Here is a 14371-nt window from a genome sequence, read left to right as displayed (position 1 = left end):
TGCGTTGCGCGGTGCATTGAAGCAGGACATGGCGGCCGAAGCCGATAGCATCGGCGCCATTCCCGAAGACCCTGCCCTCCCCGCCGATGCCCGACCGGACGCACGGCCGGAAGCAAGACTGGATCCCCGCATCGACACCGGCCGCGACATCGCGCTGGCCGATTTCTCGCCGCCCTCCACCGGCGCGGCGGACCGGTTCATCCGTTTCGCCTATCGGCTGGGCGTGCCGGCCACGATGCTGACCTCGCCGCTGGGCCGCAAGCCGCGCACGCGGCTGCTGGCCACGGTCAGCAACACCCTGCCCGGCAATGCCACTGCCGGCACCGCGCTGCGCGCCGGGCATTTCCTGGTCCACGGCGCGAAGACCCCGATCGCGCAAGTGGACTATGCCGGCGCCGCGCGCGTCACCCCGCCGCTGGAACGGGTGGTCCATAGCTTCTCCTGGCTGACCGATCTGGAAGCCTGTGCCCCGCGCGAACAGTGCGTGCCGGTGGCCGAACGCATTCTGACGTCATGGCTGCAAGCCAACCCGATGCCGCCCGCCAAGCCCGGCAAGGGCCCGGCCTGGGCGGTGGGCAACACCGGCATGCGCCTGATGAACTGGCTGGCGCATGCACCGCTGATTCTTTCGGGCGACAAGGCGCTGCGCAACCGCACGCTGGCACATATTTCCGCCACCGCGCGCTGGCTGGACCGCCATGTGAACCGCGCCGAGGACGGTCTGGCCGAAGTGGCGGGCTGGTGCGCGATCGTTGCCGCCGGGCTGCTGCTACCCGATGGCCGCCCGCGCCGCCTTTATGGGGAAGCCGGGCTGGTCAAGGCGCTGGGCGACCTGATGGGCGATGACGGCGGATTGCTGTCCCGCAGCCCGCTGGCGCAGATGGAGGCGATCACCCTGCTGGTGCGCCTGCGCAATTGCTATCAGGCCACCCGCCGCGATGCCCCGCAGACGGTGGAGCGCGTGGTGGAACTGCTGGTGCCGCCGCTGCTGGCGCTGACCCATGGCGATGGCTCGCTGGGTTCGTGGCAGGGCAGCTGGGCGGTCAGCGCCGGGGATATCGACGATCTGGTCAAGGCCAGCGGCGTGCGCACGCGCCCGCTGCGCGAGGTGCGCCAGTGGGGATACCAGCGCGTGGTCGCGCAGAAGGCTATCCTGCAGTTCGACACCGCGCCGCCGCCACTGCCCACTCATGCGCGCTATGGCTGCGCCTCCACTCTGGCGTTCGAGCTTTCGCACGGCAAGCACCGTCTGATCGTCAACTGCGGCGGCGCCGCCAGTGGTGGCGGGCTGGTGCCGGTGCGGCTGGAACAGGCGCTGCGCGCCACTGCCGCGCATTCGACGCTGACCTTGGACGATGCCAATTCCACCGCCGTCCTCATCAATGGGGCGATCGGTTCGGGCGTCAGCGAAGTCGATCTCGACCGCAAGACGCTGCCGCAGGAAAACGGCGGCAATGCCACCCGGCTGGAAGCCAGCCACAACGGCTATGGCGCGCGCCACGGGCTGACCCACCGCCGCATCCTGATCCTGCGTGACGACGGCACCGAACTGCGCGGCGAAGACGTGCTGCTGCCCGCCGGCCGCAAGGGCAAGCGCGGCAAGGTGGGCTTTGCCATCCGCTTCCACCTCGGCGCCGAAGTCGAAGTGTCCCCCACCGTCGATGGGCAGGGCGCGGCGCTGTCGCTGCCCGATGGCAGCTACTGGCAATTCCGCAGCACCGCCGGCGAGGTGACGATCGAGGATTCGCTCTGGGTGGATGGCATGGGCCGCCCGCAGGCCACGCAGCAGTTGGTGATTCAGGGCATGGTTTCGCGCGGCGGCGGAAACTTCGGTTGGCTTCTCAAGAAAATGCGGTAGTTTCGGCCGGGATACGCCACCGGTTGTGGCTTACCCACCTTGCGGCCTTGCCCCTCTCGACCTAGAGGGCGCGCAAATCTTTGCCCGCTCCATTCGCAAGAGGCCCCAGATGACCGATATCGTCCCGATCCGCCGCGCATTGCTTTCGGTTTCCGACAAGACCGGCCTCGCCGATCTCGGCAAGGCGCTTGCCGCCCGCGGCGTGGAGCTGGTTTCGACCGGCGGCACTGCCAAGGCGCTGCGCGACGCGGGCCTCACGGTGAAGGACATTTCGGACCTCACCAACTTCCCCGAAATGATGGACGGCCGCGTCAAGACGCTGCACCCCAAGGTGCACGGCGGCCTGCTGGCGGTGCGTGACAATCCGGAACACGCCAAGGCGATGGCCGATCACGAGATCGGCGCGATCGACCTGGTCGTCGTCAATCTCTATCCCTTCGAAGCGACCGTCGCCAAGGGCGCCGACCGGGACGAGATCATCGAGAACATCGACATCGGCGGCCCGTCGATGGTGCGTTCGGCCGCGAAGAACCACGCCTTCGTCGCCATCGTCACCGATCCCAAGGACTATGCCGGCCTGCTGACCGAGCTGGAAACCACCGAGGGCGGCACCACGCTGGCCTTCCGCAAGCTGCTGGCCGCCCGTGCCTATGCGCAGACCGCCGCTTACGATTCGATGATCTCGCAGTGGTTCGCCTTCGCCGATCAGGGCCTTGAGTTCCCCGAGATGCTGAGCGTCAACGGCCACCTGGCCACCACGCTGCGCTATGGCGAGAACCCGCACCAGAAGGCCGCGCTCTACACGCCGGTCGGTCCGTTCACCAAGGGCCTGGCCCAGGGCGAGCAAGTGCAGGGCAAGGAACTGTCCTACAACAACTACAACGACGCCGACGCCGCTTTCGAACTCGCGGCCGAGTTCAAGGGCCAGGATCCGGCGGTCGTCATCGTCAAGCACGCCAACCCGTGCGGCGTGGCGCAGGGCTTCAGCCTGCTGGAAGCCTGGCAGGGCGCGCTGGCCTGTGACGACGTGTCCGCCTTCGGCGGCATCGTTGCGGTGAACACCACGCTCGACGGCCCGACCGCCGAGGCGATCTGCCAGATCTTCACCGAAGTCGTGGTCGCCCCCGACGCCGACGAGGAAGCGCGCGCCTTCTTCGCCAAGAAGAAGAACCTGCGCCTGCTGCTGACCGGCGGTCTGCCCGATCCGCGCCGCCCCGGCCTGACCGTGAAGCCGATCACCGGCGGCCTGCTGGTGCAGGGCCGCGATGCCGGCGCCATCGGGCTGGACGATCTGAAGGTCGTGACCAAGCGCGCGCCGACCGCGCAGGAACTGAAGGACTGCCTGTTCGCCTGGACCGTGGCCCGCCACGTCAAGTCCAACGCGATCGTCTATGCCAAGGACGGCGTCACCGCCGGCATCGGCGCGGGCCAGATGAACCGCCGCGATTCCTCGCGCATCGCCGCGATGAAGGCGGCCGAAGCGGCCGAGAAGTTCGGCTGGGCGCAGCCGCGCACGGTCGGCTCGGCCGTCGCGTCCGACGCGTTCTTCCCCTTCGCGGACGGCCTGCTGGCCGCCGCCGAAGCGGGGGCCACGGCCGTGATCCAGCCGGGCGGCTCGATCCGTGACGAGGAAGTCATCGCCGCTGCCGACGAGGCGGGCCTGGCGATGGTCTTCACCGGCATGCGCCACTTCAAGCACTGATAGACGGAAGGAAGGCGCGTATGGGGGTAGACTGGCTAGGACCGCTGGTTGCCCTTGCCTTCCTTGTCGGCATGGCCGCATCGGCAGTGCTGGTGCGGCTGGGCCGCGTAAGCAGCCCGGCCCGCGTCGCCGTTGCGCTGGCCCTGCCCTTCGGCTGCGCGATCATCCCGCTGGCGCTGCTGGTCCTTGCCTCGATCGGCCACGCGGCGCTGGCGCCGATTTGGCCCTGATTTGAAATCCGGCGAGGCCGGATTTGCGGCACCGGCCCACGCCCTCAACGGATATCGATGGCGCATCCAAAAAACGACTCGGCCAAATCGGGCATTTTGGTGACAGCGAAACGACTGTTCCCGCCATTCACCGCCCCACACCAACCGCTCATCGCATAATACGGCGAAAATGGGGCACGTTCACTGGACTGCAAGGCGAATCGGGCCAAGTGGGCGCCACGCAATTTCGTGAACCACTGGATAGCTGCACCGATCATGGGACTCTTCAAGGCCGACTTCTACCGCTTCTTCGCTCTCGGCTTCGCCGGCGGCGCGCTGCTGGTGTTCGGTGCTTTGGGCATCGGCAGCCACTCGCTGTCCGAAACGATGGCGCCCCCGGCCCACGCTGCCTCGATTCAGGATTGAGCGGCCCGGCGTTGAGCCGCCCCAGGTAACGGGCTTGGTAACGGGCGGGCGTTAAGCCGGACCTTTGCATTGCACGCTGACGGGTCAGCCTCCATATGAAGGCCATGTCAGGTGCACATCATCATCACGAACATTCGGGCGAAGGACTGATCGAGGCCGCGCGTGCCGCGCTGCTCGAATCGGGCGAGCAATGGACCGAAATGCGGGCCGACGTGTTCGGCGCGCTGGCCGAACGCGAACGCCCCGCCTCCGCCTACGATCTGGCCGAAAGCGTCTCCGCCCTGCGCGGCAAGCGCGTGGCGCCCAACAGCGTCTACCGCATTCTCGACCTGTTCGTGCGCACCAACCTCGCCCGCCGCGTGGAAAGCGCCAACGCCTACCTCGCCAACAGCCACCCCGGCTGCCAGCACGATTGCATCTTCCTGATCTGCGACGTCTGCGGCCAGGCCGTGCACATCGACGACGACAAGCTCACCGGCGCACTGATCGCCGCCGCGAAGAGCGCCGGGTTCGCCGATGTGCGCCCGGTGGTGGAACTGCGCGGAACCTGCGCGGCCTGCAGCGCCTGATCCTTCAGAGGCTTTTGCGCATCCGCGCCAGCGGCACGGGTGCGCCGCCGGTCGAATCCTCGATCCGCTCGATCACTTCGTAGCCCGCCACCTGGTAGAGCGGCTCGCCCGAACGCGTGCCCATCAACTCGCAAGAGGCGAAACCCTCGGCCCGGGCCTGCCCCTCGCAATGCGCCAGCAGCGCACGGCCGACGCCGCGCCGGGCGAAGTCGGGATGCGTGTACATCGCCCGCACCCGCGCCGCCTCGCTGGCGGGATCGAGCAGACGCGGTTCGCGCAGGCCGGTGCTGTGATCGCCGCCATACATCGTCGCCCGCCGGCTCCAGCCGCCGCAACCGGCGATGGCGCCGTCGATCTCCGCCACGAAGTAGGTGCCGTCATCCACCAGCTGCCGGTCCAGCCCCATCACCGCGCGGCTCGACGCGATCTGGTCGGCATCGAGGAAGCCCTTCTGCAATTCGCCGATGGCGGCATCCATCACGGTGGACAAGTGCGGCAGGTCTTCGCGGGTGGCGACACGGATCGAAAGCGACATCGGAGACGACAAGGTAAAGCTCCTCGGGCTGGGGGGAGCCATTCCATGTCACGATCGGCGCAGGCAGGCCAGCCTGTCAGAACTGCGTGAGGCTCAGCACGTTGCCATCGGGATCCGGGAACCAGCAGACTTGCGCGCCGCTGGCGGGAGAGGACCAGATTCCGTCCCCGTCCTGCCCGAACCCTTCGTAGATATTGGGGCTGATCCCCTTCTCGCGCAGTTCCGCCAGCGTCGCGCGAATGTCCGCCACCGCCCAGCCGAGCACGGTATGCGGATGCGGCTGAAAACCCGGAACCCCGCTCAGGCGCATCGTCGTCCCGTCGCTCAAGCGGAAGGTCACTGCGAAATCATCCTCGGCAAGCACCGGCAAACCAAGGGTTTGTGCGTAGAACGCCCGCGCGCGATCGCGATCGGCGGTGAGAACGAAGGCGATCGGATTGGCTCGGCTCAACGCAAATGCAGGGGGAATCATCGGCACCTCCGACGAGAATTCCTGTATCTTGGCCTATTAGCCGCCTAATGGCAGCGGAAAATTCGACACCAGCCAAACTCGCGTGTAAACCGATGCCCATGACAGCCAATCCGGCAACTCCGCTTCTCGACACCGTCGATACTCCTGACGACCTGCGCAAGCTCAAGCCCACGCAACTTCGCCAGTTGGCCGACGAACTCCGCGCCGAAATGATCTCCGCCGTCGGCCAGACCGGCGGCCACCTTGGCTCGGGCCTGGGCGTGGTCGAACTGACCGTCGCCATCCACTACGTGTTCGACACGCCGGTGGACCGCCTGATCTGGGACGTGGGCCATCAGGCCTACCCGCACAAGATCCTGACCGGCCGCCGCGACCGTATCCGCACCTTGCGCCAGGGTGGCGGCCTTTCGGGCTTCACCAAGCGTTCCGAAAGCGAATACGATCCGTTCGGCACCGCGCACAGCTCCACCTCGATCTCGGCCGCGCTGGGCTTTGCCGTCGCCAACAAGATCAAGGGCACGCCGGGCCGCGGCATCGCCGTGATCGGCGATGGCGCGATGAGCGCGGGCATGGCCTATGAGGCGATGAACAACGCCGAACAGGCCGGAAACCGCCTGGTCGTGATCCTGAACGACAACGACATGTCGATCGCGCCGCCGGTCGGCGGGCTTTCGGCCTATCTGGCACGCCTGGTCTCCTCCGGCCGGTTCCTGGGCCTGCGCGAACTGGCGCGCAAGTTCGCCCGCCGCCTGCCGCGCCCGCTGCATCTGGCCGCGAAGAAGACCGACGAATTCGCCCGCGGCATGGCCATGGGCGGCACCCTGTTCGAGGAACTGGGCTTCTACTACGTCGGCCCGATCGACGGGCATGACCTCGACGCGCTGATCCCGGTGCTGGAAAACGTGCGCGATGCCGGTGAGGGCCCGATCCTGGTCCATGTCGTCACCCAGAAGGGCAAGGGCTATGCCCCCGCCGAGGAAGCGGCCGACAAGTACCACGGCGTGCAGAAGTTCAACGTCGTCACCGGCGAACAGGCCAAGGCGCCCGCCGGCCCGCCCAGCTATACCGGCGTCTTCGCCAAGGCCCTGGTGGCCGAGGCGGAGCGCGATCCCACGATCTGCGCGATCACCGCCGCCATGCCTTCGGGCACCGGGCTGGACAAGTTCGTGCAGCAGTTCCCCACCCGCAGCTTCGATGTGGGCATTGCCGAACAGCACGCGGTGACTTTCGCCGCCGGGCTTGCCGCCGAAGGTATGCGCCCGTTCTGCGCGATCTATTCCACGTTCCTGCAGCGCGCCTTCGATCAGGTGGTGCATGACGTGGCGATCCAGAACCTGCCGGTGCGCTTCGCGATCGACCGTGCCGGACTGGTCGGTGCCGACGGCGCCACCCATGCCGGCTCGTTCGACATCACCTATCTGGCAACGCTGCCGAACATGGTGGTGATGGCCGCCGCCGACGAGGCGGAGCTGGTGCACATGACGCACACCGCCGCGCTGCACGATTCGGGCCCGATCGCCTTCCGCTATCCGCGCGGCAATGGCGAAGGCGTGGCCCTGCCCGAAGTTCCGCAGCAGCTGGAAATCGGCAAGGGCCGCGTGGTCCGTGAAGGCAGCAAGGTCGCCCTGCTCTCGCTCGGCACCCGCCTGGGCGAAGCGCTGAAGGCGGCAGACGTGCTGGAGGCCAAGGGCCTTTCCACCACCGTGGCCGACCTGCGGTTCGCCAAGCCGCTGGACACCGATCTGATCCGCAAGCTGATGCTCAGCCACGAAGTGGTGGTCACGGTAGAGGAAGGTTCGGTCGGCGGTCTGGGCGCGCATGTGCTGACGATGGCGAGCGACGAAGGGCTGACCGATGCCGGCCTGAAGATCCGCACCATGCGCCTGCCCGACGTTTTCCAGGATCAGGACAAGCCCGAGGCGCAGTATGACGAGGCGGGGCTGAACGCGCCGCAGATCGTCGATACCGTGCTGAAGGCGCTGCGGCACAACAGCGCCGGCGTGAACGAAGCGCGCGCCTGACGGTGAACAGCGTCGCTGGGATCTCCCCGGTAGAGCCGGGCGGAATCAGCGACGCGACGCGGCTGCGCGCCATCCTTGCGGGATCTGCGGGCAACCTCATAGAATGGTACGATTTCTACATCTACGCCTTCACCGCGCTTTACTTCTCGCCCGCCTTCTTTCCCAAGAGCGATCAGCTGGTGCAGTTGATGGCCACCAGCGCGATCTTCGCGGTCGGCTTTCTGTTGCGCCCGATCGGCGGCTGGTTCTTCGGCCGCTATGCCGATCGCCACGGTCGCCAGAGCGCCATGGTGCTCTCGGTGATGATGATGGGCGGCGGCGCGCTGCTGATCGCGGTGCTGCCGACATTCGCGCAAGTGGGCATCCTGGCCCCGATCCTGCTGCTGATCGGCCGCATGGTGCAGGGTTTCTCCACCGGCGGTCAATACGGCACCGCCGCCACCTACCTCAGCGAAATCGCCGGACGACGGCGGCGCGGGTTCTGGTCCTCGTTCCAGTACGTCACCCTGGTCGGCGGGCAGCTGTGCGCCACTCTGGTGATCGTGCTGCTGCAACAGGTGCTGACCGAGGCGGAAATGGCCGCCTGGGGCTGGCGCGTGGGCTTCGTGATCGGTGCGGTGGGCGCCCTCGCCATCGTGCTGTTCCGCCACCACATGCATGAGACTTCCAGCGCCGAGGATCGCGCCGGGGAAAAGGCCGGCAGCCTGGCCGAGCTGTTCCGCGTCGCCACCCGGCCCTTCCTGATCGTGGTCGCGCTGACGGCGGGCGGCAGCCTCTCGTTCTATGCCTTCACCACGTACATGCAGAAGTATCTGGTGCTGACCGTGGGCCTCTCCAAGGAGACGGCGACCAGCCTGATGCTGGGCGAACTGGCGCTGTTCATGGTGCTGCAGCCGGTGATGGGCCTGCTGTCCGACCGGATCGGGCGGCGCAACAACATCATCCTGTTCGCCGCGCTGGCCACGGTCTGCACCGTGCCGATCTTCACCGCGCTGGCGGGCGCCAAGGCGATCGGCCCGGCGTTCCTGCTGGTGCTGGCCGGCCTTGTGATCAACAGCTTCTACACATCGGTCAGCGGCCTGTTCAAAGCCGAGATGTTCCCCACCCATGTCCGCGCGCTGGGCGTCGGCCTTGCCTATGGCGTGGGCAATGCGCTGTTCGGCGGCACGGCGGAGAATGTGGCGTTTGCCTTCAAGTCGGCAGGGCATGAGAGCGGCTTCTACTGGTACGTTTCCGTTCTTTGTGCCGTCTCGCTGATTGCAGCACTGATGCTGAAAGACAGCCGCAAGGACAACGTGCTGGACCGGCTGGCGGTGTGAGCAGCTTCGCGGCGGTAGCCCCCGCCGCGTGATGGAGAAAGCGATTGCTTTTCGTCCTTCCCACTGTCGGCGAGCTCTATGTCGCCGCCGTGCTGTTGTTGTTCCTGGCCCAGCGGACGATGATCTATCCGGCGCCCAAGGGGCCCACGGCGGTTCCGCCGGGGTTCGAGCAGGTGATGCTTCGCACCACGGACGGCCTTTCCCTTGCCGCCGCCTGGCGACCGGCCGTGCCGGGCAAGCGGACGGTGCTGTTCTTCCATGGCAATGGCGACAGCCTGTCCGGCGCCGCCTTCGCCACGCGGCAATTGGTGGACGCCGGATATGGAATGCTGCTGGCCGACTATCGCGGTTATTCGGGCAATCCCGGCAAGCCTTCCGAACAGGGCCTGATCCTGGACGGGGAGGCGGCGCTGGGCTTCCTCAAGGCGAAAGGCATCGAACCGGAATCACTGGTGCTGATGGGCGCTTCGCTGGGAACCGGGGTGGCAACGCAGCTGGCGAGCCGCCATCGGCCTGCCGCGCTGGTGCTGGTGTCGCCGTTCACCTCACTGCCCGACGTTGGCGCGGTAGCGATGCCGTGGGCGCCGGTACGGGCGCTGATGCTCGACCGGTTCGACAGTCTGGACGCGATGCCGCGCGTTTCCGCGCCGGTCCTGGTGCTGCATGCCCGCGACGACCGCTTGATCCCGTTCGCGCAGGCAGAGGCGCTGGCCGGGGCCGCGCGGAACGGGCGCTTCCTGCCGTTCGACCGGCACGGGCACCAGCTTCAGTACGAGGCAGAGGCGCAGGACGCCGTGGTGGGCTGGCTGGCAAGTCAGGGACTCTAAAGGCTGGCCCGCAGTTCATCAAAGGCAGTGCCGGGACCTGCCGCCAATCGCGCCTCGATCTGCGCGCAGACCTCCTCCGGCGCATGGATCGCGGTATCGATCACAAGGTCGGACACCGGATTGCGGTAGACTTCCTCGAAGAACCACGGGCGCAAGCGGGTCAGCCGGTCGACGATCTTGTTCACGGCATCCCCGCCCAGCAGGTCGGTGGGCATCCGCTTGGTCATCGCCCGTTCGGCCACGCGGCGTTCCAGCACCTCGAACGGCGGCTTCAGCGTGACCAGCAGCACTGGCACCCCCTCGGTGCGGCGGACGAGATCCTGCAGGATCGGCGGATCGCTCATCAGCAGGTGGTCGAAGATCACATTGATTCCCTGCCGCGCGGTGGCCGCCATCCACTCGTGCATTGCCGAAAACGCCGCCATCGCCGGCGGCGCGAAGCGCCAGCGCAGCGGGCCTTGCGGATCGGCGGGATCGCAGGGCACCGCCTCGATTCCTTCGGCCGCGCGCGGGCCGTGGTGGCCGAACTGCGCCGGCAGGGTCTGCGCCATGAAATGGTCGATGCCGTAGAGCAGCCAGTAATCCTGCTGGCGCTTCTGGAAAAGTTCGCAGGCGGTCGACTTGCCGGAGCCCGAGGTGCCGTTGACGACGACGATCTGCCCCAACGTCACGCCGGCGATCCCGGCGCGATTTCGCCACGGGCGATGCGGCGGAAGCGTTCGGCGGGGCAAAACTCCTGATTGTCGCCCCACAGCTCCGTGCCGTCCCAATCCCAGCGCATCAGCGACCAGACGACGGTGTGATCGGTGTAGCCGGTGAAGATCAGCCCGGGATCGATCTCGGCGGTGGCGCGCAGCGATCGGCCGCGTTGGTCGGTCGCCTCGAACAGCACGCGCGCGGGGCCGTGTTCGCCCCATTCCAGCACCTCGCGCCTTCCCGAGACGAGGCTGGACAGTTCGCCGTCCTGCCAGATGAAGCCGCCGATCGAGCGGGCCTCCGTGCCCTCCCCCATGGTGATGGCGTGAAAGGCGCGGGTCTCCGAGATGCCCCAGAAGTAGCCGCCGCAAGCCAGCGATTCGTAATCCCGCGCGCCGTAAGAGCAATCGCGCATCGACAGGCAATCGACCGCGAACTCCGCGCCGTCGCAGTGCAGCGTGCCGGTCATGCGCCCCGGCTGTTCGAGGTGGAAATTCGCGGTCGCCGTCTGGCCCGCGTCGCCGGTCTTCAACTGGTGCGCGGGGCCGATGGCGGTCCAGGTCAGGTCGAAGAACAGGCCGTCCTTGTCGTAGTCCAGCTTATATTGCGAGAGCGGCTCCACCATCCGCACGGACAGCGAATTGCGCGCCCGCATGTCGAACTTGGTGGCACCCTTGGGCATGGCCTGAAGGTGCGCCCAATCGTAGTGCAGACAGTTCCACTGGAAGCGCCCGGTCTGGTCCCACAGCACCGGCCCGCCGTTGAGCATGCCCATGTTGGGCCGGAAATAGTGCTGGATCAGCCCGTGGATGCGCCGTTCCGGAATCGTGATCGAGAACCACGCGCTCTCGTTCCAGTACGGGTTGTCGTCACGCTCGACGCCGAAGAAATCGGCGAATGCCAGATCGTTCATGCGGAACCTCTCCTTGCCGCCAAGGCAGCAAGGCAGGCCCCTTATGGCAATGACCGCAGCGGCAATCCCGCCTAGCCGAAGCCGCGCTCCAGCCAGTTCTGCGCCAGCCCGGCCAGGAAGGCGGAGCCGCGCGGCAGCACCGTTTCATCCACCATCATCTTGGTCGAGTGGATGCCGCAGCAGTGCTGCCAGTCCGCCCCTTCCTGCGCCACGCCCAGGAAGAACATCGCGCCGGGCACCTTTTCCAGCACATAGGCGAAGTCTTCCGCGCCCATGATCGGATCGGGCAGGCGGCGGAAGGCCTCCTCCCCGAACAGGGCCTGTGCCACGCCTTCGCCGAACGCGACGGCGCGCGGATCGCAGACGGTTACCGGGAACCCTTCGAGGATATTCACCTCCCCGGTCAGCCCGTGCGCGCCGGCGATCCCGGCGACGAGGCGTGGCAGTTCGTCCTTCAGCCGCGCGCGATTGGCGGCCGAGAGCGTCCGCATCGTCCCGGTCAACTTCGCCGTATCCGGAATCACGTTGTGCGCGCTGCCCGCCTCGACCTTGGCGATGGTGACCACCACCGGATCAAACACGCTGTAGCGGCGCGCGACCATCGTCTGGATGGCCATCACGATCTCGCAGGCGACCGGCACCGGATCGACGGTGTCATGCGGCATCGAGGCATGGCCACCGCGCCCGGTGACGGTGATGCGCAGTTCGTCCGCCGCCGCCATCAGCGGCCCGGCGCGCCCACCGATCAGCCCGTGCGGGGCATTCGGCATGATGTGCAGCGCGAAAGCGGCATCGGGCAACGCGCGATCGAAGCCCTCCCCGCCCAGCAGGCCGTCGTTCAGCATGAAGCGCGCGCCGTGGTGCCCTTCCTCGCCCGGTTGGAACATGAAGCGCACTTCGCCCTTCAGGCTGGCCGCCTGCCCCGCCAGAATCTCCGCCGCGCCGGCCAGCATGGCGACATGGGTGTCGTGGCCGCAGGCGTGCATGACGCCGGGAATGGCGGAGGCGAACGGCAGCCCGGTCTCCTCGGGCATCGGCAGGGCATCGGTATCGCCGCGCAGCAGTACCGTTCCGCCTTCACCCCCACTGCCTTGGCCCCCGCCGCCTTTCAGCGTGGCGACAAGGCCGGTGGTCGAAGGCCCCTCACGCCATTCCAGCGGCAGGTGGGCCAGCGCCTCACGAATCTTGTCGCGCGTTTTCGGGTTGTGCAGCCCGATCTCGGGCTCGGCATGGATCGCGCGGCGCAGGGCCACGATGCGGTCGGAAAGGCGCGAGGCCTCACGGGTCAGCAGGTCTGTGGACATGCCCCCATGATAGCCACGGTCACTCCACTGTCGAGCCGGGTTCGTCGGGTTCCGGTTCGGCGTCGATCACGCGAATCTCGTCCCGCTCGATCTGCTTGAGCGTGTGCCAGGCCATCGCCCCCATCGCCAGGTAGGACACCGCACCGGCCAGCGCCACGGCCCAGGCCGCGCCGCTGGGGCCGATCGGGATGAAGAACACCATGCCCAGCACCAGTGCCACCACCGAGATCAGACGCGCCACCAGCGATGCCTGCGCGCGGCCGGTGGAATGCAGCACCGGTTCGAACGCGACGCTGGCGAAATCGAAACAGGCAGCCAGGGTCAGCGGCACGAGAATCGCCTCGCCCCGCTCGAACGCGTCGCCGCCGATCAGCGCCAGCAGTTCCTTGCCCAGCAGGATCGCCACGGCCACCACCACCACGCCGCCAAGCCCGGCGATCTTGCTGGTCTGCAGGGCCAGCTTGCGGAACTCGCCCGCCTGCGAGGATACGCGCGCCCGCGCCACTTCGGCATAGACCGAACGCGTGAGCAGTGAGGACAGCTTGGTCAGCGCCTGCGATAGCTGCGAAGCAAGCCGGTAGAGGCCCGCCGCCTTGGTGCCGACCCATGCGCCGACCACCAGCAACGGCCCGTTCTTCACCGCGGCATCGAGCGTGGAGCCGACGTAAGTGACCATGAAGAAACGGCCGATGCCGGGATTTTCGGCCAGGGCCTGCCGCCATTGCAGGAAGTTGCGGACGTTCACCGCCGCCGGGGCAAGCCGGCGCGCCATGATCCAGTAGAGCAGCGCTTCCAGCAGGTCGATCGCGGCCCATGCGAACAGGAAGCGGCCCACCGTGGGCCCGGTCAGCCAGATCACCACGGCGGCGATCAGGCGCCCGGTCGGCACCACGGCCTCCACATAGACGGCCATGTCGAAGCGGTGCAGCGCGCGCACGATCCCGGTCGGCGCCGAAACCAGCGCCCAGAGCGAGGCGCAGCAGAACCAGAACGCCGTGTTCATGTAGAGCGGGTTCAGGTCCAGCATATGCGCGAACCCGTAGATCAGGATCGCCGCCAGCCCGCAGCCCATCACCGCGCCCAGCGCATCCAGCACGCCGCACAGCATGCCGAGGCGGCCGAACTTGCTCCAGTCCAGATTGTGGACATGCTCGCTGCCGTAGCGCACGACCACCCGCCAGGTCTGGAATCCGGCAATCGCGATCAGCGCCTGCGCGGTGCCGAAAATCAGCGAAAAGTGGCCGAAATCCTTCAGCCCCAGCGTGCGCGTGAGGATGGCGAGATAACCGATCCCGCAGACCGCACCGAACCCCTTGCCGCCCAGCAGCCAGGCGGTGTTCTGAAGGATCCGGCCCAGCGGAGTGCTGCTCTCTTGGCGGTGGCGTTTGGGAGACATTGAGCCTGCATTGAACGAGGGGGAGGCGAGTTGCAAGCCAGTCGCGAAATCGCGCTTGCCGAAGCATGAACGGAGCTTCCGAAAGAGCGCCGATTTGGGCCCCTGCGCACGGCCCGCCTATCGC

14 protein-coding genes are annotated in these 14371 nt (G+C 67.4%); 8 read left to right on the top strand and 6 right to left on the bottom strand.

Annotated elements, in window-relative coordinates:
* Positions 1–28 precede the first annotated feature (28 nt).
* The 5 genes from WBP06_RS16345 (at position 29) to WBP06_RS16325 (ending at position 4764) form a co-directional block, all read left to right on the top strand.
* Complete coding sequence (locus WBP06_RS16345; RefSeq protein WP_395334220.1) at positions 29–1858, top strand: heparinase II/III family protein; 1830 nt, start codon at positions 29–31, stop codon at positions 1856–1858.
* A 109-nt stretch (positions 1859–1967) separates the two neighbouring features.
* Positions 1968–3560 carry a bifunctional phosphoribosylaminoimidazolecarboxamide formyltransferase/IMP cyclohydrolase gene (gene purH / locus WBP06_RS16340; RefSeq protein WP_395329865.1) on the top strand — a complete coding sequence of 531 codons (1593 nt, stop codon included), beginning with the start codon at positions 1968–1970 and terminating at the stop codon, positions 3558–3560.
* Between the two features lie 20 nt (positions 3561–3580).
* Positions 3581–3790, top strand: a complete 210-nt coding sequence (locus WBP06_RS16335) for a hypothetical protein (RefSeq protein ID WP_395329863.1) — start codon at positions 3581–3583, stop codon at positions 3788–3790.
* A gap of 255 nt (positions 3791–4045) precedes the next feature.
* Positions 4046–4195 (top strand): hypothetical protein, encoded by a 150-nt coding sequence (locus WBP06_RS16330; RefSeq protein WP_395329861.1) that lies wholly within the window; start codon positions 4046–4048, stop codon positions 4193–4195.
* Positions 4196–4299: 104 nt separating this feature from the next.
* Complete coding sequence (locus WBP06_RS16325; RefSeq protein ID WP_395329859.1) at positions 4300–4764, top strand: Fur family transcriptional regulator; 465 nt, start codon at positions 4300–4302, stop codon at positions 4762–4764.
* A gap of 4 nt (positions 4765–4768) precedes the next feature.
* On the opposite strand, the gene WBP06_RS16320 is transcribed toward WBP06_RS16325, so the two are convergent.
* The gene (locus WBP06_RS16320) at positions 4769–5299 is read right to left on the bottom strand and encodes a GNAT family N-acetyltransferase (protein WP_395334217.1); all 531 of its coding nucleotides are present in this window, start codon (positions 5297–5299) and stop codon (positions 4769–4771) included.
* 76 nt (positions 5300–5375) lie between these two features.
* Positions 5376–5771 carry a VOC family protein gene (locus WBP06_RS16315; protein WP_395329857.1) on the bottom strand — a complete coding sequence of 132 codons (396 nt, stop codon included), beginning with the start codon at positions 5769–5771 and terminating at the stop codon, positions 5376–5378.
* A 98-nt stretch (positions 5772–5869) separates the two neighbouring features.
* Between WBP06_RS16315 and dxs the strand changes: the two genes are divergently transcribed.
* From dxs to WBP06_RS16300, 3 genes are read left to right on the top strand one after another with little or no spacing between them, the layout of a single operon-like run.
* The gene (gene dxs / locus WBP06_RS16310) at positions 5870–7792 is read left to right on the top strand and encodes a 1-deoxy-D-xylulose-5-phosphate synthase (RefSeq protein WP_395329855.1); all 1923 of its coding nucleotides are present in this window, start codon (positions 5870–5872) and stop codon (positions 7790–7792) included.
* Between the two features lie 2 nt (positions 7793–7794).
* Positions 7795–9111 (top strand): MFS transporter, encoded by a 1317-nt coding sequence (locus WBP06_RS16305; RefSeq protein ID WP_395329853.1) that lies wholly within the window; start codon positions 7795–7797, stop codon positions 9109–9111.
* A 44-nt stretch (positions 9112–9155) separates the two neighbouring features.
* Positions 9156–9938 carry an alpha/beta hydrolase gene (locus tag WBP06_RS16300; RefSeq protein ID WP_395329851.1) on the top strand — a complete coding sequence of 261 codons (783 nt, stop codon included), beginning with the start codon at positions 9156–9158 and terminating at the stop codon, positions 9936–9938.
* Here the strand turns inward: WBP06_RS16300 and WBP06_RS16295 are convergent.
* From WBP06_RS16295 to WBP06_RS16280, 4 genes are all read right to left on the bottom strand, one after another.
* Entirely contained in the window at positions 9935–10609 is a 675-nt protein-coding gene (locus tag WBP06_RS16295) for an AAA family ATPase (RefSeq protein ID WP_395329849.1), read from the bottom strand. The two genes, WBP06_RS16300 and WBP06_RS16295, sit on opposite strands and share 4 nt — an antisense overlap.
* Positions 10606–11547, bottom strand: coding sequence for a hypothetical protein (locus WBP06_RS16290; RefSeq protein WP_395329847.1), 942 nt, complete (start codon positions 11545–11547; stop codon positions 10606–10608). Before WBP06_RS16290 ends, WBP06_RS16295 begins: the two co-directional genes overlap by 4 nt.
* A gap of 71 nt (positions 11548–11618) precedes the next feature.
* Positions 11619–12851, bottom strand: a complete 1233-nt coding sequence (locus WBP06_RS16285; protein WP_395329845.1) for a M20 family metallopeptidase — start codon at positions 12849–12851, stop codon at positions 11619–11621.
* A gap of 19 nt (positions 12852–12870) precedes the next feature.
* Positions 12871–14247: a lipopolysaccharide biosynthesis protein gene (locus WBP06_RS16280; protein ID WP_395329843.1), complete on the bottom strand. Its 1377-nt coding sequence runs from the start codon at positions 14245–14247 to the stop codon at positions 12871–12873.
* Positions 14248–14371 lie beyond the last annotated feature (124 nt).

Origin of the sequence: Novosphingobium mississippiense (assembly GCF_044029535.1) — a bacterium.
Taxonomy (GTDB): Bacteria; Pseudomonadota; Alphaproteobacteria; order Sphingomonadales; family Sphingomonadaceae; genus Novosphingobium.
The sequence above is the reverse complement of the archived record's forward strand: the minus strand, read 5'-3'. Positions and strand labels throughout refer to the sequence as shown.